This is a genomic window from Xanthomonas cannabis (assembly GCF_040616535.1).
Taxonomy (GTDB): Bacteria; Pseudomonadota; Gammaproteobacteria; order Xanthomonadales; family Xanthomonadaceae; genus Xanthomonas; species Xanthomonas cannabis.
This window is the reverse complement of sequence record NZ_CP136580.1, coordinates 3,197,052-3,218,956: the sequence shown is the minus strand read 5'-3', so window position 1 is coordinate 3,218,956 and position 21,905 is coordinate 3,197,052. Positions and strand designations below refer to the sequence as shown.

15 protein-coding genes are annotated in these 21,905 nt (G+C 66.6%); 8 read left to right on the top strand and 7 right to left on the bottom strand.

Translation table 11 applies throughout. The features are described from left to right. Positions 1–87: 87 nt before the first annotated feature. A complete protein-coding gene (locus tag RZV17_RS13705; protein WP_355604216.1) occupies positions 88–729 on the bottom strand; it encodes a TetR/AcrR family transcriptional regulator in 642 nt (213 codons plus the stop codon). Positions 730–837: 108 nt separating this feature from the next. Here RZV17_RS13705 and RZV17_RS13700 point away from each other — a divergent pair, with 108 nt between their 5' ends. From RZV17_RS13700 to RZV17_RS13685, 4 genes are read left to right on the top strand one after another with little or no spacing between them, the layout of a single operon-like run. Next, the gene (locus tag RZV17_RS13700; protein ID WP_355604213.1) at positions 838–2,037 is read left to right on the top strand and encodes an efflux RND transporter periplasmic adaptor subunit; all 1,200 of its coding nucleotides are present in this window, start codon (positions 838–840) and stop codon (positions 2,035–2,037) included. Positions 2,038–2,052: 15 nt separating this feature from the next. Continuing rightward, entirely contained in the window at positions 2,053–5,196 is a 3,144-nt protein-coding gene (locus RZV17_RS13695) for an efflux RND transporter permease subunit (RefSeq protein WP_355604210.1), read from the top strand. Between the two features lies 1 nt (position 5,197). Further along, positions 5,198–6,685 (top strand): AdeC/AdeK/OprM family multidrug efflux complex outer membrane factor, encoded by a 1,488-nt coding sequence (gene adeC, locus RZV17_RS13690; protein ID WP_355604207.1) that lies wholly within the window; start codon positions 5,198–5,200, stop codon positions 6,683–6,685. After that, positions 6,678–7,364 carry a TetR/AcrR family transcriptional regulator gene (locus RZV17_RS13685; RefSeq protein ID WP_355604204.1) on the top strand — a complete coding sequence of 229 codons (687 nt, stop codon included), beginning with the start codon at positions 6,678–6,680 and terminating at the stop codon, positions 7,362–7,364. Before adeC ends, RZV17_RS13685 begins: the two co-directional genes overlap by 8 nt. Positions 7,365–7,375: 11 nt before the next feature. Here RZV17_RS13685 and RZV17_RS13680 read toward each other — a convergent pair whose 3' ends face one another. Then, positions 7,376–8,284, bottom strand: coding sequence for an AraC family transcriptional regulator (locus RZV17_RS13680; RefSeq protein ID WP_355604201.1), 909 nt, complete (start codon positions 8,282–8,284; stop codon positions 7,376–7,378). Positions 8,285–8,502: 218 nt separating this feature from the next. Here RZV17_RS13680 and RZV17_RS13675 point away from each other — a divergent pair, with 218 nt between their 5' ends. After that, complete coding sequence (locus RZV17_RS13675) at positions 8,503–8,706, top strand: hypothetical protein (RefSeq protein ID WP_104580557.1); 204 nt, start codon at positions 8,503–8,505, stop codon at positions 8,704–8,706. 186 nt (positions 8,707–8,892) lie between these two features. Here RZV17_RS13675 and RZV17_RS13670 read toward each other — a convergent pair whose 3' ends face one another. From RZV17_RS13670 to RZV17_RS13660, 3 genes are all read right to left on the bottom strand, one after another. Continuing rightward, positions 8,893–11,193, bottom strand: coding sequence for a TonB-dependent receptor domain-containing protein (locus RZV17_RS13670; RefSeq protein WP_355604196.1), 2,301 nt, complete (start codon positions 11,191–11,193; stop codon positions 8,893–8,895). A 100-nt stretch (positions 11,194–11,293) separates the two neighbouring features. Then, positions 11,294–12,256, bottom strand: coding sequence for a metallophosphoesterase (locus RZV17_RS13665; protein ID WP_355604193.1), 963 nt, complete (start codon positions 12,254–12,256; stop codon positions 11,294–11,296). Positions 12,257–12,726: 470 nt separating this feature from the next. Further along, a complete protein-coding gene (locus RZV17_RS13660; RefSeq protein ID WP_355604190.1) occupies positions 12,727–13,632 on the bottom strand; it encodes a LysR family transcriptional regulator in 906 nt (301 codons plus the stop codon). 100 nt (positions 13,633–13,732) lie between these two features. Here RZV17_RS13660 and RZV17_RS13655 point away from each other — a divergent pair, with 100 nt between their 5' ends. Together RZV17_RS13655 and RZV17_RS13650 are read left to right on the top strand one after the other, a co-directional pair. After that, positions 13,733–14,941, top strand: coding sequence for an MFS transporter (locus RZV17_RS13655; RefSeq protein ID WP_355604187.1), 1,209 nt, complete (start codon positions 13,733–13,735; stop codon positions 14,939–14,941). 143 nt (positions 14,942–15,084) lie between these two features. Next, positions 15,085–16,116: an aldo/keto reductase gene (locus RZV17_RS13650; RefSeq protein ID WP_355604184.1), complete on the top strand. Its 1,032-nt coding sequence runs from the start codon at positions 15,085–15,087 to the stop codon at positions 16,114–16,116. 337 nt (positions 16,117–16,453) lie between these two features. Here the strand turns inward: RZV17_RS13650 and RZV17_RS13645 are convergent, their stop codons facing one another. Both RZV17_RS13645 and RZV17_RS13640 read right to left on the bottom strand, forming a co-directional pair. Beyond that, a complete protein-coding gene (locus tag RZV17_RS13645; RefSeq protein WP_355604181.1) occupies positions 16,454–18,835 on the bottom strand; it encodes a TonB-dependent receptor domain-containing protein in 2,382 nt (793 codons plus the stop codon). A 392-nt stretch (positions 18,836–19,227) separates the two neighbouring features. Then, on the bottom strand, positions 19,228–21,294 hold the full coding sequence (locus RZV17_RS13640; RefSeq protein ID WP_355604178.1) for a TonB-dependent receptor: 2,067 nt from the start codon (positions 21,292–21,294) through the stop codon (positions 19,228–19,230). A gap of 161 nt (positions 21,295–21,455) precedes the next feature. Between RZV17_RS13640 and RZV17_RS13635 the strand changes: the two genes are divergently transcribed. Beyond that, on the top strand, positions 21,456–21,872 hold the full coding sequence (locus RZV17_RS13635; protein ID WP_039411298.1) for a MerC domain-containing protein: 417 nt from the start codon (positions 21,456–21,458) through the stop codon (positions 21,870–21,872). Positions 21,873–21,905 lie beyond the last annotated feature (33 nt).

Sequence of the window (21,905 nt, the reverse complement as noted above, 5' to 3'; positions counted from 1 at the left end):
GATTTATCGACCTGGCGGCAATAGACACACGCGCACTCGGCTGCCGATGGATGCGCTCTGCAAGCTACCGAACTACGCCACCGCGCATCACGCTCCGGCGGCGGTCTTGCACCCATAGCCCGCCAGGAACAAATCTACCGCGCGTCGCGTTGCCTCGCGCAAATACTCGGGCGAGGGGTCCTTGAGCGCGCCGAACAGGCAGGGCATCAGGGTTTCCGCTTCGAGCAGCGCGCCGAACTGCCTTGACGCGATCAGGACGTCGGCGCAGCGGATCACGCCGCGATCCATCTGCGTCTGCAGGAATTCGGCCATGCGTTGCACGCCTTCTTCGGGGCCTGCATTGAAGAACAGTGCCCCCACGTCCGACCGCCCCGACACGCCGATGATGGTCTGCCAGATCGTGATCGAGCTGGGGGCGCACAGGAAGCTGAGGATGTCCTCGCCGAAGCGCTGCAGGGTTTCCGCAACGGGGCCGCTGCTTTGTGACAACGCGTCCAGCAACGGGTCGATGTAGCGGTCGGACATGTCTTTGGCGAACGCCACGAACAACTCTTCCTTGGACGGGAAATAGCCGTACAGCGTGCGCTTGGAGCCGCCGACCCGGGCGGCGATCTGCGACATCGACGCGCCTTCGAAGCCCAGTTCGAGGAACACCTCGCTGGCGGCCTGAATGATCGCATCGCGCTTTTCTTCGGTTCTGACCCGCATCAGGTTCTCCCAATAATTCATAAGTATACCGACTGGGCAGAAATGCTTGACGGCTACTGATGAGCTTATTAGGATACCGAACCGTACCGTTTAGATTTAACCATCACAACTCCCGTCGGAGACCTGCCCGTGCGTGCCCATGCCTCGTTTCGCCTGTCGTTGCTTGCTGTTGCCGTTGCCGCCTTGCTCAGCGCCTGCGGCAGCCCGCCGGGCGGCCCGCCGCCGCAGGAGGGCACCCCTGAAATGGGCGTGCTGACCGTCAAGCAGCAGCCGGTGACGCTGACCACCGAATTGCCGGGGCGCACCGTTCCGTACCTGATCGCCGAAATTCGCCCGCAGGTGGGTGGCCTTGTGCAGTCGCGCCAGTTCACCGAAGGCGGCGACGTCAAGGCCGGGCAGACCCTGTACCAGATCGACCCGGCCCAGTACCGCGCCAGCTATGCCAGCGCCCAGGCCTCGCTGGCCAAGGCCGAGGCGACCCTGCGCACGGCGCAGCTCAAGGCCGAGCGCTACACCGAGCTGGCCCAGATCAAGGCGATCAGCCAGCAGGAAGGCGACGACACCGCCGCCGCGCTGGGCCAGGCCGAGGCCGACGTGGCCGCCGGCAAGGCCAGCGTGGAGACCGCCCGCATCAACCTGGCGTTCGCACGCCTGGATGCGCCGATTTCCGGCCGTATCGGCCGTTCCAGCGTCACACCCGGTGCGTTGGTCACTGCCAACCAGGCCACGGCGCTGACCACCATCCAGCAACTGGACCCGATCTATATCGATGTCACCCAGCCGAGCGCAGCCGTGCTGCGGCTGAAGCAGGCGATGGCGCGCGGCGACCTGGAACAGGCCGGCGAGGGCGCGGCCAAGGTGTCGCTGCTGCTGGAGGACGGCAGCCGCTACCCGCTGCAGGGGCACCTGGCGTTCTCCGACGTCACCGTGGACCAGGCCACCGGCTCGATCACCTTGCGCGCGGTGTTCCCCAACCCCAATGCCGACCTGCTGCCGGGCATGTACGTGCGCGCGGTGCTGCAGGAAGGCGTCAAGCAGCAGGGCATGCTGGTGCCGCAGCAGGCAGTGACGCGTAACGGCGCCGGCAAGCCGACCGCGTTCGTGGTGGGCAGCGACCGCAAGCTGCACCTGCGCCTGCTGGATGTCGACCGTGAGGTTGGCGACCAGTGGCTGGTCCGCAGCGGCCTGAGGCCCGGCGAGCAACTGGTGGTGGAAGGCGCCTCGCGCGCGCGCGATGGCATCGAGGTCAAGACCGTGCCGTGGCAGCCCAAGCGTGGCAACGCCGATGCCGCGGCTGCCGCCCCGACCGCACCGCGTGCGGCCAACTGAGGCGGAGCACACGACATGGCACGCTTTTTTATCGACCGTCCGATCTTTGCGTGGGTGTTGGCCATCATCGTGATGCTGGCCGGCATCCTGTCCATTGCCACCTTGCCGATTGCGCAATATCCCAGCATCGCACCGCCCGCCGTGGCCATCACCGCCAACTACCCCGGTGCATCGGCGCAGACCCTGGAAGACACCGTCACCCAGGTCATCGAGCAGAAGATGAAGGGGCTGGACCATCTCAGCTACATGGCCTCCACCAGCGAATCCAGCGGTGCGGTGACCATCACCCTGACCTTCGAGAACGGCACCGACCCGGACACGGCGCAGGTGCAGGTGCAGAACAAGTTGTCGCTGGCCACGCCATTGTTGCCGCAGGAAGTGCAACAGCAGGGCGTGACAGTGACCAAGTCGGCCACCAACTTCGTCAATGTGCTGGCCTTTACGTCCGAAGACGGCAGCATGAGCGATTCGGACCTGTCCGATTACGTGGCTGCCAACGTGCAGGAGACCATCAGCCGCGTCGAAGGCGTGGGCGACACCACCTTGTTCGGTTCGCAATACGCCATGCGCATCTGGCTGGACCCGGACAAGTTGACCAATTTCAATCTCACGCCGGTCGACGTGCGCACCGCCATCCAGGCACAGAACGCACAGGTGTCGGCCGGCCAGCTCGGCGCGTTGCCGGCGGTGGCCAACCAGCAGCTCAATGCCACCATCACCGCGCAGACCCGGCTCAAGACGGCGCAGGAATTCGAAAACATCCTGCTGCGCACCCAGACCGATGGCGCACAGGTGCGCTTGCGCGATGTGGCGCGCGTGGAACTGGGCAGCGAAAGCTACAACACGGTCGGCCGTTACAACGGCAAGCCGGCGGCCGGTCTGGCGATCAAGCTGGCCACCGGCGCGAATGCGCTGGATACGGTACGTGCGATCGATAAAAGCCTGGAAGAACAGCAGAAATTCTTCCCGCCGGGCATGAAGGTGCAAAAGCCGTACGACACCACGCCGTTCGTGCGCATCTCCATCGAGCAGGTGGTGCATACGCTGGTGGAAGCGGTGGTGCTGGTGTTTCTGGTGATGTACCTGTTCCTGCAGAACTTCCGTGCCACGTTGATTCCGACCATTGCGGTGCCGGTGGTGTTGCTGGGCACGTTCGGCGTCCTCGCCGCTTTCGGTTTCACCATCAACACGCTGACCATGTTCGCGATGGTGCTGGCAATCGGCCTGCTGGTGGACGATGCCATCGTGGTGGTGGAAAACGTCGAACGTGTGATGGGCGAAGAGCAACTGTCGCCCAGGGAGGCCACGCGCAAGTCGATGGACCAGATCTCCGGCGCACTGGTGGGCGTGGCGCTGGTGCTGGCTGCGGTGTTCGTGCCAATGGCGTTCTTTGGCGGCTCGACCGGTGTGATCTACCGCCAGTTCTCGATCACGATCGTGTCCGCGATGACCTTGTCGGTGCTGGTGGCGATGATCCTCACCCCGGCCCTGTGCGCCACCTTGCTCAAGCCGGTACAACCAGGCCACGGCATGGCGACCACCGGCTTCTTCGGCTGGTTCAACCGCATCTTCGATCGCGGCAACACCCGCTATCAGGGCGTGGTGCGGCACATGCTGGGCAAAGGGTGGCGCTACATGCTGGCCTACGCCGTGCTGCTGGCGCTGGTGGTGGTGGGGTTCATGAAATTACCGGTGGGCTTTTTGCCGGATGAAGACCAGGGCACCTTGTTCGTGCTGGTGCAGTTGCCGCCGGGCGCATCGCATGCGCGCACCAGCGAGGTGCTCGAGCAGGTGGAGCATCACTTCCTGGTCGACCAGAAGGATTCGGTGTCGGGCGTGTTCGCGGTGTCCGGTTTCAGTTTTGCCGGCACCGGGCAGAACGTGGGCCTTGCCTTCGTCAAGTTGCGGCCCTGGGACGAACGCACCGGCAAGGGCCAGAGCGTGACCGATGTGGCGGGCAAGGCCGGCGCGTTCTTTGCCGGCATCCGCGACGCGCAGGTTTTTGCGTTTGCGCCGCCAGCGGTGTCGGAGCTGGGCAATGCCACCGGTTTCGATCTGATGCTGCAGGACCGCGCCAATCTGGGGCACGACGCGCTGATGCAGGCACGCAATCAACTGCTGGCCGAACTGTCGCAGGACAAGCGGCTGGTCGGCGTGCGTCCGAACGGGCAGGAAGACACGCCCGAGTTCAAGCTGGAGATCGACCCGCACCGCGCGCAGGCGATGGGCGTGTCGATCGCCGACATCAACAACACGTTCTCCAGCGCGTGGGGCAGCGTGTACGTCAACGACTTCATCGACAAGGGCCGCGTCAAGAAGGTGATGCTGCAGGCCGATGCGCCGTACCGCATGAACCCGCAGGATGTGGATCGCTGGTTCGTGCGCAACAGCGCCGGCACCATGGTGCCGTTCAACGCCTTCGCCACGGTGAGCTGGCGCTCGGGGTCGCCGCGGCTGGAGCGCTACAACAGCGTGCCGTCGGTGGAGATCCTGGGCATGGCAATGCCCGGTGCCGCCTCCAGCGGCGAGGCGATGCAGATCGTGGAGGCTGCGGCGGCAAAACTGCCGCCGGGCATCGGCTTCGAGTGGACCGGTCTGTCGCGCCAGGAAAAATCCTCGACCGGCCAAACCGGGTTGTTGTATGGCCTGTCGATCCTGATCGTGTTCCTGTGTCTGGCGGCGCTGTACGAGAGCTGGGCGATTCCGTTCTCGGTGATCCTGGTGGTGCCGCTGGGCGTATTCGGCACGCTGCTGGGCGCCATGCTGACCTGGAAAATGAACGACGTGTACTTCCAGGTGGGCCTGCTCACCACCATTGGCCTGGCGTCGAAGAACGCGATCCTGATCGTGGAGTTCGCCAAGGAGCTGCACGCCGGCGGCAAGAGCCTGATCGAGTCCGCGCTGGAAGCGGCGCGCATGCGCTTGCGGCCGATCCTGATGACGTCGCTGGCGTTCATCCTGGGCGTGGTGCCGCTGGTGCTCGGCAATGGTGCCGGTGCCGGCGCGCAGCATGCGCTGGGGACCGCAGTGATCGGCGGCATGCTGTCCGGCACGGTCCTGGCGGTGTTCTTCGTCCCGCTGTTCTTCGTGCTGGTGAGCGGCCTGTTCAAGCGTCGCCCGCAAGCGGCCGTGCCCGTTCCGCAACCCACAGGACACTGACATGACTCCGATCCGCATGACACTTGCCGCGATCGCGGTGGCCAGCGTGCTGTCTGGCTGCACGATGATGCCGCGCTACGCGCGTCCCGATGCGCCGGTGCCGGACACGTTCGCCGGCGCCACGTCCATTGCCACGCCGCAGACGGCTGCAGTGGATTCGGCGCGCACCGTTGCCGACATCGGCTGGCGCGAGGTATTCACCGACCCGGCATTGCAGCAGGTCATCGAGCTGGCCCTGCGGAACAACCGCGACCTGCGCGTGGCGGCGCTCAATATCGAAGTGGCGCGTGCGCAATACCGGGTGGAGCGCGCCGCGCTGCTGCCGGCCATCGATGGCACCGGCACTGCCAACAACGCGCGCACGCCGGCGGAACTGGCCATCCCCGGCCAGCCGGCAGTGTTTCGCACCTACAGCGCCAACATCGGCATCAGCGCGTACGAGCTGGACCTGTTCGGGCGGGTGCGCAGTCTGAAGGAACAGGCGCTGCAACAGTTCCTGTCCACGGCCGAGGCCCGCCGCAGCACGCACATCAGCCTGGTGGCAGAGGTGGCCACTGCCTACCTGACGCTGGCTGCCGATCAGGCGTCGCTGCACCTGGCGCAGTCCACCCTGAGCAGCCAGAGCGCCAGCTACCGCCTGCAGCAACGCAGTTTCGAGCTGGGTGTGGCCTCGCAACTCACCTTGCGCCAGGCACAGACCACGGTGGAAACCGCGCGCGTGGAGGTGGAGCGCTACACCGCACAGGTGGCGCAGGATCGTAATGCGCTGGTGTTGCTGGTTGGCACGTCCGTGCCCGATACCCTGTTGCCGCGCGCCTTGCCCGACGGCGCCAGTGTCGAGGGCAATGTGCTGGCCAGCGTGCCGGCCGGGGTGCCGTCGCAGTTGCTGCAACGCCGCCCGGACATCCTGGAGGCCGAGCGCAACCTGCGTGCCGCCAATGCCAACATCGGTGCGGCGCGTGCGGCGTTCTTCCCTAGCATCAGCCTGACCGGCTCGCTGGGGTCGTCCAGCAGCAGCCTGTCGAACTTGTTCGATTCCGGCACCCGCGCCTGGAGTTTCGTGCCGTCGCTGACCTTGCCGATCTTCAATGCCGGGCGCAACCGCGCCAACCTGGACATGGCCAAGGCCAACCGCGAGATCGAAGTGGCGCGCTACGAAAAATCCATCCAGAGCGCCTTCCGCGAAGTCTCCGACGCGCTGGCCCAGCGCGACACCCTGGGGCGGCAATTGCAGGCGCAACAGGCCTTGGTCGATGCAACTGCCGACAGTTACCGGCTGTCGCAGGCGCGTTTTGAACGCGGCATCGACAGCTATCTGCAGGCGCTGGATGCACAGCGCTCGCTGTACAGCGCGCAGCAGACGCTGATCGCCACCCAGTTGTCGCGCTTCACCAATCTGGTGACCTTCTACAAGGCGATGGGCGGCGGCTGGTTGCAGACGGCACAACCGGAGCTGGCCAGCGTGGGGACGGCGCAACCCCGTGGATGAAGCCGGTCCGGCGCCGGACGCGCCACCGCTGCCAGCACCGTCCGGCAAACGTGGCGCAATCGTCGCGGCGGCACTGCGGCTGTTTCAGCAACGCGGCTTCGATCGCACCAGCATGGAGACCATCGCCACCCATGCGATGGTGTCCAAAGCCACGGTGTATGCGTATTTCGCGTCCAAGGAAGTGCTGTTCCGCACCACCCTGGACGCAGTGGCGCAGGCGTCGCCGAACCAGTGGAACGCGTTGCTGGCGCTGCGCGGCCCACTGCAGCACCGGTTGATTGCGGTGGCCAACGCGGTGGTGGGCGTGGCGAGCCGCAGCGCACCGGACGATGCCGCATACGGCCTGGTGCGCCCACCGCTGTTGCCGAGCCAGATCCGCGAGGAGATGTGGATGCTGTGCTTCGAGCGTTACGACGGCATGATGCGCACGCTGCTGGCCCGCGAGGTGTCCCAGGGTGTTCTGGTGATCGACAACCTGCCGGATGCCTCGGTGCATTTCTTCGGGTTGATGGCCGGGCTACCGGCCAATGCGGCGGTGCGCAGCGGTGCGGCGCATACCGGTGCTGCGCAGGTATCGGCCTACGTCAGCGGCGCGGTGGCATTGTTCCTGCGTGCCTATCGACCCGTTGTGGCAAAGCCAGTGGCGCAGCAGAAGCGCGAGACGCCGAGCGGGTTCTAGCGACGCGGTCCTCATGCCGCTTCGGTCGCATCCGGTGTGCTGGCGCGCAGCCGCTGTGCATCGCGGGCCGGGGGTTCGCCCAGGATGCGCGCGTAGTCGCGGCTGAACTGCGAGGCGCTTTCGTAGCCGACCCGGAAGCCGGCGTCGGCGGCGGTGAGTGCCTCGGCCACCATCAGCCGGCGCGCCTCGTGCACGCGCAGGTGCGAGCGGTACTCCAGTGGCGTCATCGAGGTCACCGTCTTGAAATGCGCATGGAAGGTGGAGCGGCTCATGGCCGACAGGTCCGCGATCTGCTCGATGCTGAAACGCTGCGCATAGTGCTCGCGCAACCAGACGATGGCCTTGGAGATCTGGTTGAGCCGGCTGTCGGCGATGGCCATCTGGCCCACCACCGCGTTGGCGGGATCGGCCATCAGGCGGTACAGCAGCTCGCGGGTCACCAGCGGTGCCAGCGCGGCGATTTCCTGCGGCCGGTCGAGCAGGCGTGCCAGCCGCACGGCGGTGTCGTGCAGCGGCGGCGTGCTGTGGTTGAGCAGCAGGCCGGTTGCGGCAGCGTCGCGTTGCGGCTCGGCCAGTTCGGGGTGATGGATGGCCAGCTCGCTGAGTACCGCGGTGTCCAGATCCAGGCAGAAGCACAGGTACGGTTGCGCGGCGCTGGCCTGGGTGACCGAGCCGACGATGGGCAGATCCACCGAGGCCACCAGATACATGTCCGGGTGATAGTCGTAGGCCTGCGCGCCCAGCATCGCGCGCTTGCGGCCCTGCGCCACCAGGCACAGCATCGGCGTGTAGACGGTCGGGATGGACAGCGTTTGCGTGGAGCTGCGCATGATCTGCAGCCCGGCAATCGCGGTGGCATGCAGGCCGTCGGCCGGCGCATGCCGTAGTAACAGGGTGCTCAACTCGATCAGCGAAGACATGCGCAACTCGTCGATGGTGCAGGGCGGCCCGGCCGCGACGGGCCGATCGTACAAGACCGCAGGTCATGCGGCCGGCAACGGGGTTGGCGAACGCAGCCGCCTGCACGAGCTCGCGCGTGGTCACCGACGCGATGGCCTGCCGGCGGCGCAGCGGCTGCTGATAGCGCGCTCACGCGCGCGCCGTATCATGGCGGCCCGCTCCCGTGCCTGCGCCACCCATGCCTGCAAAGCCCTTGTCCCTGCCGACGCCGACCACCGCTGCCGAGTGGAAACGCCTCGAAGCTGCAGCCAGCGCAGAGCTCGCCCGGCGTACCGCGCAGGCGCATCAGCAGATCCTGGGGCTGTTGAGCACGCATGGGCACCTGTTGAGCGATGCGCAGCGCCGCAGTCTGCACAAGCGCCTGCAACGCGGCGGGCGTTGAGCGTGTGCCGCCGGCGCCCGAGGTCAGGCGCCGCGCACTGGTCTGCCGCAGCGTGAGCCGGGATGCAGGCGAGCGGCGCGATCGGTGGGGCGCCGACCTGCATGATTGCACTGCCGGCAGCCGTCACTGCCGAGCGCTGCCATTCCCTGCGCATCTGCATCGGCCACCGACGCGGCTGCCACTCGCTCAGAAGTGCTTGCGCACGCTGACAAAGACCTGTCGCGGCGCACCCACCTGTAGCGTGGTGTAGGTGCCGTCCGGATCGGCGGTCACAAACCCGCTGGTGCCCAGGGAGGCGATGTAGCGCCTGTCCAGCAGATTGGTGACGTTGAGATCCACATCGGTGCCGTCCAGCCAATGGACGGCGCCGGATGCCGCATGGAAGCGGTAGCCGGTACCGAAGTTCAGCACCGTCGCCCCGGCAATCGGCTGATCGTTCAAATAGCTGTAATAGCGCTTGCCGGTGTAGTGCGCCGACAGTTGCGCCCACGCGGCGCCATCGTCGTAGCCGAGCTGGAGATTGGCCAGCGTGCGTGCCGAGCCCACCACCTGCTTGTCGCGGATGGCCACCACGGCGCTGCCGGGCACGGCCACGTCATCGTCGTAGTGGGCGTCGTTATAGGAGCTGCTGCCGTAGAGCGACCAGTGCGGCAAAAAATTCCAGCTGGCCGCCAGCTCCACTCCCTGCGAGGTGACGCCGCCGACGTTCTGCAGCACGTTCTGGTTGCCCACCACCGCCGCGCTGATCGACGAGGCCAGCAGGCGATTGCGGAACTGCACGTGGTAGGCGGTGATGGAGGTCTGCACGGAGGCACCGGTGTGGCGGAAGCCCAGTTCGGTGGTGGCGGTCTTTTCCGGTTTCAGCGTGTCGCGGATGTAGTCGAACCCGGCCTTGGTGGTCGAGAACGGGCCAGTGGAGGCGGAGGCGACAAAGGCGGACAGATTGCGCGTGTAGTCGACGAAGGCTTCGTTACGGCTGTCGAACCGGTACAACGCGCTGGCGCTCGGCAGAAAATGGCCCGACGCCTCGATCCGGCCATCGATCGGCTGGCTGCTGGTGATGGTGCGGGCGGTGTTCTTGGCCTGCAGGGATTTCAGGCCCAGGTCCACCCGCAGGGCATCGTTGACCTCCCAGCTGTCGCCGACATGCAGCTGATAGACCTCGGTGTCGAAGATGTAGTGCCAGCGGGTGCGGAACGGGTTGTCGTAGAAGCGCTGGAAGTTGCGTGGGGCACTGCCGGCCTGCAGGCCATAGAGGCGGGCGATCTGATCGAAGCGATTGTTCTCGTACCACAGCCCGGCCTGCAGCGTGTGCCGGTCCAGCCGCAGCTCCAGCTGCGACAGGATGCCCTTGCGCTGGATGTCATAACCCACGGTGGACACCGATACCGGCGAGCCGCCGAACGCCGCCGGCGTGGGGTCGTACGGGCTGGCGAAGGTGCCGATGCCGTGGTTCTGATGCCAGTACAGCGTGGTCTGGCCGCTCAGTTGCGCGCTCAGGTCGTAGTCGAGTTTTTCGTAGGCGAACAGGTCCTTGCGCACGCCGCCGCCGTTGTAATAGACGTCGTCGCCATTGCGGTAGGGTGCCGGCGCAGGCGTCCCATTCTGCAGCGCCTGCGCCATGCGCTCGGCCAGGGGGAAATCATTGGAGATGTTGTCCACCCGATCACCGAGGCGACGAATCAGATCCAGCGAGACATCCAGATAATCGTCTTCGCGGCGATCCACGCCATCGATGAAGGTGGTGGCGGTGAGGCTGTCCGACAGCGGCTGCACGTATTTGAAATTGAGCTGCTGCTGGCGCTGCGAGCCGTGGCCTTTCCACTTGTCCGCGTCCTGATGACTGGCCGACAGATAGAAGCGTCCGCCGCCGCGCAAGGTGCCGCTATTGAGGCGCGCGAAGCTGCGCAGGTTGCTGGCGCTGCCGACGGTCTGCGCCAGATCCACGCCGAAGCCGTCGGTGGGGTCGAGCGAGGTGAAATCGATGGTGCCGCCGATGTTGCTGGTCGAGGCGGTGCCCACTGCGGCACTGCCTTGCGAAAGTGTCACCGGCCCGTTGTTTTCCGCCTGCAAGGCACGCCCGATGCTCAGGCCGTTGTTGTTGCGGTATTGCATGTTGCCCAGTGGCACGCCGTCCAGGGTGTAGCCCATCTGGTCGGTGCTGAAGCCGCGGATGGTGATCTGCTGGGCCCACTCGTAGCCGCCCAACGGATCGGACGATTGAAAGTTGACGCCGGGAAGCTTGGACAGACTGGCCAGCGGCGAGGTGCCGGGCGGAGCCTTGGCCAGGTCTGCCGGCTTGATCGTCTGCACCTGCCGCGATTGCCCCGCGCCCAGCACGATGATGGCATCCAGTGTGGTCTTGGGCGCCTGGCCTGCGGTGCTGGCAGCGGCGTCGGGTGGTTCGACGGCGGCGGCACGCGGGGTGGGCAACAGCAGCAGCAAGGGAAGGCCGCAGGCAAGGCGGCAGGGGAATGGCATGGGCATGGAGTGACTCGCTGAGGGGGATGAGCTGTCGAGCAGCAGCCATGTCCTGCGGCAAGCGGCCTGATCTTTTTTTTTGCGGTACGTCAGTGCCGCGCGTGCATCACGCCTGCGCATCGCCGATGTCGACGTCGTGGCGATCGATGGGCTGAAAGTCGAGCCGTTGGTAGTGGCTGGTCACGCGGTCGCCATCGACATCCACACGCATATAGCCTTCGGCAGTGCCAAGAAAGCGCCCCTGCCACCAGTTGCCGCTGACCGCGCCGCCGGTCACGAAGGTGATGCCGTTGAGCACCACGCTTTCGGCGACATGGCTGTGGCCTTGCAGCACTGCCAGCACGGTATGGCCACGGAGCAATGCCAGCACGTCCCGGGCGTTGCTCACGAAGGTCCAGTTATGCGGCGCGTGGGTCCAGGACAGTGGCTCGTAGCAACCGAGCGCGGTGACCAGCGGGATATGCGTGGTGATGATGATGCGGGTGCCCGGCGCCAGTGCGGCCAGGTCGTCGCGTAGCCAGCGCATCTGCGCCGCGTCCAGCCGGCCTTCGTAGCTGCGGTCGGGCGTCAGGCCGATCGAGTCGAGCACGATGAAGTGCACGCCCTTGTGGTCGAAGGCGTAGTACAGCGGACCAAAGCGCTCGGTGTAATAGGCCTTGCCGTAGCCCAGGCTGCCGGGCTCCACGCCGCTGCTGGGGAACACGCCGAAGCAGTCGTGGTTGCCAATGGTGTGATAGACCTGCTTGCCGATCTCCTTCTCCACCTCGAAGTACAGATCGCGCAGCATGTAGGCACGCTTGCGATCGACTTCCAGCGCATCGAAGACGTGGTCTCCCCCATGGATGACGAAGTCCGCCGGCTCGTTGGCAATACGGCGAAAGCAGCCCAGGCAGCCCGTGCGCGCATCGAGCTCCGGCTGGATATGCGTGTCTGTCATGAACACGAAGGAAAACCGGTCCTTCGATGACGCCGTGGTCATTGCACGCGTGGTTTGACCGGCCACCAGCACTGCGGAGGCAGCGGCCGCGCCGGTCAGCAGCCGTCGCCGGCTGATGGGCAAAGATGTCATGAACGCAGCGGGGTCTGGAACACGCTGCGCAGTTTGGGCAGCGTAGATGTCAGCCAGATGTGCTCGCCATGTCCCGGATGTGACCGCTTGCGTCGTCATGCGGGTGCAGCGTGGACCACGCCTGCGATGTACGTGCCGATCGATACGTGCGCGCCCGTGGGGCCGTCATCCCCGCAGCACGCCGTTACGGTCGCGGTGCCGCCGCGCGGGCGGGTTGACGGCGCGGTGGCTGTCGCATGACGTTTTTGCCCGCATTGCAGGCTGCGGTCATGCATTGCCAGTGACCGCGAGTTGTACGTCGACCGAGCGCGCACTTCGCAACATCATCGACGGGCCCATGGCGCTCACTCGTTTGTCGCGCACTGCTGCTGAACCCATTGCAGCGCCGTTGCATTCAACAGCGCTGGTGTCACGCGCCTGGTCACGCGGCGCAAAACCAGGCGCAGGCGCTCACGCCCGCGCAAGGTGCGTCACTCCCACGGCGGCCGCGTGCCCAACCGCTCCAGCAGGAAGTCCACGAACGCGCGTACCCGTGGTGGCTGCAGCCGGCGCGCCGGCATCACTGCGCTGATCTGCGAGGCGGGCGGCGGGTAATCGGGCATGACCGCGACCAGGCGACCGCTGCGCAGTTCGGCGGCGATATGCCAGTACGAATGCATGGCGATGCCCTGGCCGGCCACCACCGCATCGCGCACCAGTTCGCCCAGGTTGCTCTCGAAGCGGCTCTGCATGCGCACGCGCACCAGCCCGCCGTCGGGCGTCTGCAGTGTCCACACATCCTGGCGGCCGTCGCGGCCCATCAGCAGCACGCCGGCGTGTCGCGCAAGTTCGTCCGGCGTACGCGGCGTGCCGTGGCGATGGAGATAGTCGGGCGAGGCGGCGAGGGTGCGGCGGTTGTCGGCGATGCGCCGGGCCACCAGCCCGGAGTCGTCCAGCGGCCCGATGCGGATTGCCAGGTCGAAGCCCTGCCTGACCAGGTCCACCACGTCGTCGCTCAGATGCGCGCTGATGCGCAGGCGCGGGTGGCGCGCCTGGAATTCGGTCAGCAGCGGCGACACGAACTGCCGTCCGAACGTGGCCGACAAGGTCATGCGCAGGACGCCGCCGACATCGTGCGCGCTCTCACGCAGATCGTCGGCCAGCGCCTCCAGATCGTCCACCAGCACCCGCCCGCGGTCGGCCAGCTGCTGGCCTTCGGCCGTCGGATGCAGGCGCCGCGTGGTCCGGTGCAGCAAGCGCACGCCGAGCTCGCCTTCCAGCCGCTTCAGGCGCTGGCTGGCCACTGCCACCGACAGGTCCAGGCTGTGCGCGGCGGCCGTGATCGACCCCAGGTCCAGCACGCGCAGGAACAAGGCGATGTCGCCGAGCCGGTCCATGCAATTCTCAACCATTTGTTGAAAGTGAATCAGGATAACAGGGCTGTTTGCACAGGGCGGTGCGGCGCAGCCTGTTGGCAATCCTTGCTGGCCAACGCCCATGTCCGTTGTAGCGTCTTCCCGTTTCCCGCCAGCACTGCTGGCATTGACCATCGGTGCCTTCGGCATCGGCACCACCGAGTTCGTGATCATGGGCCTGCTGCAGCAGGTGGCCGGCGATCTGGGCGTGTCGCTCAGCGCCGCCGGCCTGCTGATCAGCGGCTATGCGCTGGGTGTGTTCGTCGGCGCGCCGGTGCTGACGCTGGCCAGCGCCCGCCTGCCGCGCAAGGCGGTGCTGGTCGGGCTGATGCTGATCTTCACCGTCGGCAACGTGGCCTGCGCGCTGGCGCCGGACTACACCACCCTGATGGTGGCGCGCATGCTGACCTCGCTCGCCCACGGCACCTTCTTCGGCGTGGGCGCAGTGGTGGCGACCTCGCTGGTGCCGCCGGAGCGGCGCGCGTCGGCCATTTCGCTGATGTTCGCCGGGCTCACCGTGGCCACCCTGCTCGGGGTGCCGGCCGGTGCGTGGCTGGGCCTGCAACTGGGCTGGCGGGCCACGTTCTGGGCGGTGGCGGTCATCGGCGTGCTCGCCACTGCGGCGGTGGCGCTGTGGGTGCCGGCGGCCGCAGGCGCGGTGGCGCCGGTGCCGTGGCGGCAGGAAGTGGCGGTGCTGGCACGCGGCCAGGTGCTGCTGGCGCTGGCAATGACGGTGGTGGGCTATGCCGGGGTCTTTGCGGTGTTCACCTACATCCAGCCGATGCTGGTGCAGGTCACCGGGTTCGCGCAGGCGGCGGTGTCGCCGGTCCTGCTGGTGTTCGGGGTGGGCATGATCGTGGGCAACCTGCTCGGTGGCCGGCTGGCCGACCGTCGCCCCACCGCTGCGTTGCTGGGCAGCCTGGCCGCCCTGGTGCTGGTGCTCGGGGCAATGGGATTGGTCCTGCACAGCAAGACCGCGATGGTGGTGTTTGTCGGTCTGCTGGGCGTGGCCGCGTTCGCCACGGTGGCGCCGTTGCAGCTGCGCGTGCTCGAACATGCACGCGGCGCCGGCCAGAACCTGGCCTCCAGCCTGAACATCGCAGCGTTCAACCTCGGCAATGCGTTGGGTGCGTGGCTGGGCGGGATGGTGATCGCCACGCGGGCCGGGCTGGTGGCCACCCCGTGGGTCGCCGCGCTGCTGACGGCCATTGGCCTGGCCATCGCGCTGTGGAGCGTGCACCTGCAACGTCGGCGCGCTGTCGGGTCGGCCGGTTGTCTGCAGGCACGCTGACGCTGCGCGGCGGTCACGCTCCGCGTTGCCGCAGGCCTGGTGCTGCGGGCAGGTGGTGGCGGGGTGCGCTGTCTTGCCAGCGACTTGGCGATGCGCCGGCGCTGACCGGCATCGCGTCTTCTTCCAACTCATGGAGTTCTGCAATGGAGACACGCTTTCTCGGTCGCTCCGGCTTCAAGGTTCCGGTGCTCGGCCTGGGCGCCGGCACATTCGGCGGCAAGGGGCCGCTGTTTTCGGCGTGGGGCGATACCGATGTGGCGCAGGCGCGGCGCATGATCGACGTGTGCCTGGACGTGGGGCTCAACCTGTTCGATACCGCCGATGTGTATTCCGATGGCGCTTCGGAAGACATTCTCGGCCAGGCGCTGCAGGGCCGCCGCGATCAGGTGATCGTTTCGACCAAGACCGGCCTGCGTCTGGGCGAAGGCCCCAACGATGCCGGCGCTTCACGCTTCCGGTTGTTGCGTGCGGTGGAAGCGTCATTGCGGCGTTTGCGCACCGACTACATCGATCTGCTGCAGCTGCATGCCTTCGATGCGTTGACGCCGATGGAAGAAACCCTGTCCACGCTCGACGGCCTGGTGCGCGCGGGCAAGGTGCGCTATCTGGGTGCGTCCAATTACGCCGGTTGGCAGCTGATGAAATCGCAGGCCGTGGCCGACGCGCACGGCTGGAGCCGCTTCGTTGCCAATCAAACCTATTATTCGCTGGCCGGGCGCGATTACGAGTGGGAACTGATGCCGCTGGGCATCGACCAGGGCATCGGCGCGGTGGTGTGGAGCCCGCTCGGCTGGGGGCGGCTCACCGGCAAGCTGCGGCGCGGCCAGCCGTTGCCGGCGCATAGCCGGCTGCACGCCACCGCCGCAGCCGGGCCTGCCATTGACGATGCGCGCCTGTTCGACATCGTCGATGTGCTGGACGCCATCGCCGCCGAGACCGGCCGCAGCGTGCCGCAGATCGCCATCAACTGGCTGCTGCAGCGGCCCACCGTGAGCACGGTGCTGATCGGCGCGCGCGACGAAGCGCAACTGCGCGACAACCTCGGCGCAGTGGGCTGGTCGCTGACCGACGCGCAACGCGCCCGCCTGGATGCGGCCAGCGCAGTAGAGCCGCCGTATCCGTATTACCCCTACTGGCGCGGACACTTCGCCGAACGCAGCCCGTTGCCGGTGTGACGCGGGCTGCACCATTGCGCCACGCTGCACGGCGGCGGCGACAGCGTGGCGCGCTGCATCCCTGTCGTGAGCGCTGTCGTGCCACAACGACCGGGCCGCGCGTGGAATCACCTCCGGCCTGATCGCTCCACACCCTCAGCGCCCTGCAACTGCCTGCAGCTGTCCAATACAGTTGCCACCGAGTCGTAGCCGGCCCGCGAGCAGGCCGCGGTAGCGCTGAAGCAGTAGTGCAAGCGCCCGGCGTACCGACCTTGCAGATGGTCTCGACCCAGGCACGGCCCGCGTGATGGCCGGGTGCCAGCACGCGGGACGGCCGCGGTGGATCACCTGCGGCCGATCACCAGCGGTAGGCCACCGACATCTGGTATTGCCGTCCGGCGATCGGCCGGCCCATGAACACCCCGCCGGTGGCAGCGCCGGGCACGCGCACATTGCCTTCGGTGAGCCCCAGCGTGTCGGTGACGTTGCTGCCGCTGGCGGTCACTTCCCAGTGATCGCCCACATGCAGGTTGGCGCCGATATCGACCATGTCGTAAGACGGCAGGCGCTGGCTGTTGGCCAGATCCGCAAAGCGCTCGCCGATGTACGAATACGTTGCAAACAGCTTGAGGTCGCCGAACGGCAGCATCCAGTAATAGCTCGGCGTGAGCCGGAACTGCCGCTTGGGTTGGCGCATCACCTGGTTGCCGGTGAACTCGCGATAGTTGCGGTAGTTCGCATCCAGCCACACCCCGGTGCCGGCCAGCTCGAAGCCGCCGAACGGGCGGATGGCGCCTTCCACTTCCAGGCCACGCGCGCGCGAATCGCCAACGGCGGTGAAGTTCTGGCCATTGGACAGGAATGCCTGGAACGGCGAATTCTTGAACGTGTTGTAGAACGCGGTGAGATACAGGTCGTAGCTGCTGGCGCCCGACTTCAATCCCAGCTCGTATTGATCCACTTCCTGCACGCGGTTCTGTCCATCGCGCAGATTGTCGAAGCCGGGGAACTTCACCCCCGAGTTGACCCGCGCAAACAGGCTGTTGTTCTGGTCGAGCGTGAAGTTCAGGCCGGCCGTCCACGAAAACGCTTCATCGTCCTGATCGATGCGCCGTGTGGTCGCCAGCGCCAGCGAGGTGGCGTTGTCGTAAAGCGTGGCGGGGTTGCCGTCCAGGTCGACGGTTGCGGTGTCGTGCACGTCACCGGTGACGCTCTGGCGCTCGTAGCGTGCCCCCAGATCCAGGCGCAGGCGCTCGTTGAGTTCCCACTCGTCGGCAACGAAGGCGGCGATATTTTCACCATCGTACTTCGCGCGCAAATTGAAGAAGGCCGTGCTGGTAAATCCCTGGCGGGTGGCCTGGCGCCCGTCGTCCAGCGCCACGTCGATGCGGCGCGCATTGTTCTGGGCCGTGAGCAGCATGGTGTTGCCCAGGTACCAGGTGTCGGCCGAGGAATACTTGGCGTAATACGCGCCCACGGTGAGCGTATTGCCGGCAAACAACTCGCGGCTCAGGCGCAGGTCGTTGGTGAAGGAGTTCAGACGCTTGTCCACCGACCACCAGCCGGCTTCGAGCACCTGTTGACCTGCATCCACCGTACCGCCGCCATTGGTGTAGCTGGCGCTACCGCCGCTGCCGTAGCTTGCAATGAAATCGCTCAAGCGCTGCGGTGCGTCGCCGGTGAACAGCGCATAGGTCGGTGCGCTGCCACTCATCACATTGAAGCGGTCGGCAACGGTCCAGCCGCCGCTTTCCCAGTTCCATTCGCCGCCGAATACATCGATATTGACGCCGCGCCCGTCGGCCAGGTCGCGCCGCAGCGTCTGGCCATTGGGCCCGACCAGCAGTTCGACGTTGCGGAAGTCGCGGCCGAGCAGGGTGCCGGTCTGCGCGTTCAGGCCGGGAAAGCTGGACAGATCGTTGCCGTTGTTGCGCGAGAGCAATGGAATGGCGGTGTAGAACGCGTTGTTGTCGTCGGTATGCCGCGCATAGAACGACAGCTCGCCGCTGTCCCAGCGTTTGCTCAGGGTGGCGCTGAACTGGCCGCCCTTGTCGGCAGCGAACTGCGGGTCGCGCACGCCGTCGGTTTCACGGAAAAAGCCGCCTACGCTGTAGTACCAGCCGTTGCCCATCGGCCCGCTGTTGAAGACGTCGATGCGACGCAGTGCGTTGTTGCCGCCGGTCAGGCGCACGCTGCCTTCGGGTTCGTCCTGGCCTTTTTTCTGGATGAAATTGACGGTGAGGCCAGGCTGGCCATTGGAGAAGATCGGGCTGGAGCCGCCACGCAACACTTCCATGCGCTCGACCGTATCGTCGACGCGGAACAGCGTTGAATTTTCCAGGAACGACAGGGTCGGCGGCGGGAACAATGGCGAGCCATCCAGCTGCATGGTCACGAACGGCGCATCGCCCTCGGACGGCATGCCGCGCACGAAGATGTTGGCGCCGGTGCCGCCGCCGCTCGGTTCGGCCCACACGCCGGGCACGATCTTGAGCAGGTCGGCGGTGCTTTGCGGCACCGCCTGCTGGATCTGCTCCGGGCTGGCGGTGGTGATCGAAAAACTGGCATCGCGTTTGGCCAGGCCCTTGAAGCGCGCGGTGCCACTGACGATCACCGCATCCAGCGTGGTGGCGTCCTGGGATCCCGCGGCGGGCGCGGCGGTCTGCGTGTGGCCATCCGGCGCCAGCAGCACGGCGGCGATGGCAAGCGAGAGGGTGTAGCGGGGTGAGGAAAAACGCATGCGCATGGTTCCTTGGTCTCGGTGCAAGAACGCTGCCGTGCCACGCAGTGGCGCGCATGCAACGGCAGGCAGTGCATGCGCGCGCCCGCGCTGTCGCGTCGCTGGGCGCCCCCTGTCAGCGCAGTGCAATGAAGTTTTAACCCCAGATGCGCCGCAGCCTGTTGTGCGACGCAGCAGCTACGGCCTCGGTGTGTCGCTGCTCGCATGGCAGGGTGTGCCTGCGCTGTGGCGACCATCACATCCTGCGTCCCACGCGTCGCATGCAGTGACGGATGCAACTGCCTGCGTCGGTGCCGTGCCAATGCGCTGCGCGCCGGTACGTCGATACCGCGCATAAAAGAGGCCGCCCGAAGGCGGCCTCGCTTCCAGTCAGCGGGGGAGAGAGACCGCTGTCAGAAGAACATCCGCACGCCGAACGAGGCGCTGCGGCCGGGAAGCATCACGTCGTCCTTGAGGAAGGAGGTATGCACGCGCGCGTCCTGGTTGGTCAGGTTGTTGCCGTCCAGGAACACTTCCCACGCGTTGCTGCCGTGGTCCACGTGATACGCCAGATGCGCGTCGACGAAGGTGTAGCCGTCGGTCGGGGTCTCGTTCACCGCCACCTTGTCCTGCTTCAGCGTGCGCGTGGCGCCGAGCGAGGCGCGCCACTGGTCGGCATTCCAGCGCATCTGCGCACCGAAACGGCCAGGCGCGATACGCGGCAGGTTGCCGCCGTCCTTCAGGCGCGCACGCACGGTGTCGCCGAATACGCGCAGGTCCCACGCACCGGTGTCGTTGTTGGCCAGGTGGAACGTGGCTTCGCCTTCGAAACCGTGGAAGATCGCGTCGGCCTGGGTCCACTGGCGGATCGGCAGGAAGTCGTTGTCTTCTTCGTTGAACCACTGGCCGCCGGTGTCGACGATGTAGACGAAGTCGTTGTAGCGGTTGTAGTACGCCGCCACCTTGGCATCCACCCACTCGTTCTGGAAGTTCAGGCCCAGCTCGGCCTGGTTGGCCTTTTCGGTCTTCAGATCGGCATCGCCGACCTCGAAGGCGAGCGTGGCGATGTGCGGGCCGTTGGCGAACAGTTCTTCCTCGGCCGGTGCGCGCTCGGCGTGGTCGAGGTTGGCGGTCAGGCGCCACTGCTCGTTGAAGCGGAAACCGCCGCTGGCCGAGAAGCTGGTCGGGGTGAAATCGCGGTCCACGCCGATGTCGGTCTTGTACTTGACCTTGTCCACGCGCGCGCCGACCTCGGCGGTCACCCGTTCCCAGCTGTTGCGTGCCACGGCAAAGGCGCCAAGCGAGCGGGTATCGGTCTTGGGCACGAAGGATTCTTCGCCGATCGCCTGGAAGGTGGTGTCGCTGCCCTGCAGGCCGAACGCGGTCTGCCAGCCGCCGCCGAAGGTGAAGGATGCTTCCACGCGGCCTTCGTTGGCGCGCTTGGTGAACACGGTGCCCACTTCGTCGCCTTCGAACTCGGTATGCGCGTAATCGGTGTGGCCGAAGCTGTAGCGCAGCGCGCTGCCTTCGCCCCACGGATCGGTCAGCCCACCCTTGAGGTCGTAGCGGTCCTGCTGCAGCTTCAACGAGACGCCGCGCTCGCCGATGGACGGGTCGCCTGGCTCGCCGGGGTTGCCGTAGTTGTCGCGGAACCGCGATGCCGACAGGCCCACGAAGCCCCAGTCTCCGGACAGCGACGCACCGATCGAGCCCACCTTGGAGTCGATCCAGCTGTTGAGCTGGCGGCCCTGCGGGGTGTCGTAATCGTTCTGGTTGCGGTACACGCCATCGGCATGAACCGACAGACCGCTGCCATTGCCGGCGTCGACGCGGAACATGTCGGTGTTGCCGTCCTTGTCGCCGCCGTCGAAGCGCACTTCGGCGCGCCCGCTGAAGCCGTCCACCGGCGTTTCGGCAATGCGGCCGTCGACCACGTTGACCACGCCGCCGATCGCGCCGGAGCCGTACAGCAGCGTCGACGGGCCCTTGAGCACCTCGATCTGGTTGGCCAGGAACGGCTCGATCGCCGGCGAGTGGTCCTGGCTGACCGTGGACACGTCCTGGGTGGACAGGCCATCGCGCAGCACCGCCACGCGCGGGCCGTCCAGGCCGCGGATGATCGGCCGGCCCACGCCGGGGCCGAAGTTGGAACTCTGCACGCCCGGCAGGCTGGCCACCGTCTCGCCCAGGCTGGAGCTGCGCACTTCGTCCAGGCGTTCGCCGGCCAGCACCTCGACCGGGCGGCTCAGCTCACCGGCGGCATCGCGCAGCGGGCTGGCGGTGACGACGACCTTGTCCAGATCCTTGATATGGCGGCCGCTGGAGGGCGTGGCGTCGTGCCGGGTGTCCGAGGACGGTGGCGTCTGCGGGTCACCAGCGGCCGACGCGTCGTCTGCCATGGCCAGGGCGGGGGACAGCAGGCCGGCCAATGCCAGCGAAAGGGCGGAGCGGCGCAGCGAGGGAACGAGGGAGGGGGACATATCGACCGGACTCTCAGAATTGTTACTGTATATCAATAGGATGGCGCAGCTTGCCTGCTGCGCCGACGGGCAAGACCCGCCCTGCGCGATGCAGTGATGCGGGGCTGGAACAAGGAAGATGTTATATTATTCCACGTCGCCGCGAGTACCTGCTGGAAGTCATGCCCCTACCCACGCTTCGCCATCTGCTCGACCGCTTCGGTGCGACCGGGTCGCTGCTGTGCGCCGTGCACTGCGCGGTGCTGCCGCTGGTCCTGGCCCTGGCGCCTTCGCTGGGCCTTTCTTTCTGGCTGGGGGACGGCGTGGAACTGGCCATCGTGGTGTTCGTGACCTTGCTGGGATTGTTCAGCCTGGTCCTGGGCTATCGCCGGCACAAGGCGCTGCATGCGCTGGCATTGCTGCTGCCGGGCCTGGCGTTGCTGTGGCTGGGTCTGCTGTACGACCCGCTGCATCATTCGGTGGTGCCGCATGCGGTGGTGATGACCTTGGGCGGCACCCTGGTGGGCATCGCCCATCTGGTCAATCTGCGTCTCAACCACGGGCACGGGCATGTCCACGATGCCAGCTGCGCGCACTGAGATCGGCTGAGTCGTGAGGCGGTCGGCAGGGTG

Coding starts and splice junctions, on each gene's coding strand:
- RZV17_RS13705 (WP_355604216.1), bottom strand. CDS start 729: ATGAATTATTGGGAGAACCTGATGCGGGTCAGAACCGAAGAAAAGCGC.
- RZV17_RS13695 (WP_355604210.1), top strand. CDS start 2,053: ATGGCACGCTTTTTTATCGACCGTCCGATCTTTGCGTGGGTGTTGGCC.
- adeC (WP_355604207.1), top strand. CDS start 5,198: ATGACTCCGATCCGCATGACACTTGCCGCGATCGCGGTGGCCAGCGTG.
- RZV17_RS13680 (WP_355604201.1), bottom strand. CDS start 8,284: ATGTCTTCGCTGATCGAGTTGAGCACCCTGTTACTACGGCATGCGCCG.
- RZV17_RS13675 (WP_104580557.1), top strand. CDS start 8,503: ATGCCTGCAAAGCCCTTGTCCCTGCCGACGCCGACCACCGCTGCCGAG.
- RZV17_RS13670 (WP_355604196.1), bottom strand. CDS start 11,193: ATGCCCATGCCATTCCCCTGCCGCCTTGCCTGCGGCCTTCCCTTGCTG.
- RZV17_RS13665 (WP_355604193.1), bottom strand. CDS start 12,256: ATGACATCTTTGCCCATCAGCCGGCGACGGCTGCTGACCGGCGCGGCC.
- RZV17_RS13660 (WP_355604190.1), bottom strand. CDS start 13,632: ATGGACCGGCTCGGCGACATCGCCTTGTTCCTGCGCGTGCTGGACCTG.
- RZV17_RS13655 (WP_355604187.1), top strand. CDS start 13,733: ATGTCCGTTGTAGCGTCTTCCCGTTTCCCGCCAGCACTGCTGGCATTG.
- RZV17_RS13650 (WP_355604184.1), top strand. CDS start 15,085: ATGGAGACACGCTTTCTCGGTCGCTCCGGCTTCAAGGTTCCGGTGCTC.
- RZV17_RS13645 (WP_355604181.1), bottom strand. CDS start 18,835: ATGCGTTTTTCCTCACCCCGCTACACCCTCTCGCTTGCCATCGCCGCC.
- RZV17_RS13640 (WP_355604178.1), bottom strand. CDS start 21,294: ATGTCCCCCTCCCTCGTTCCCTCGCTGCGCCGCTCCGCCCTTTCGCTG.
- RZV17_RS13635 (WP_039411298.1), top strand. CDS start 21,456: ATGCCCCTACCCACGCTTCGCCATCTGCTCGACCGCTTCGGTGCGACC.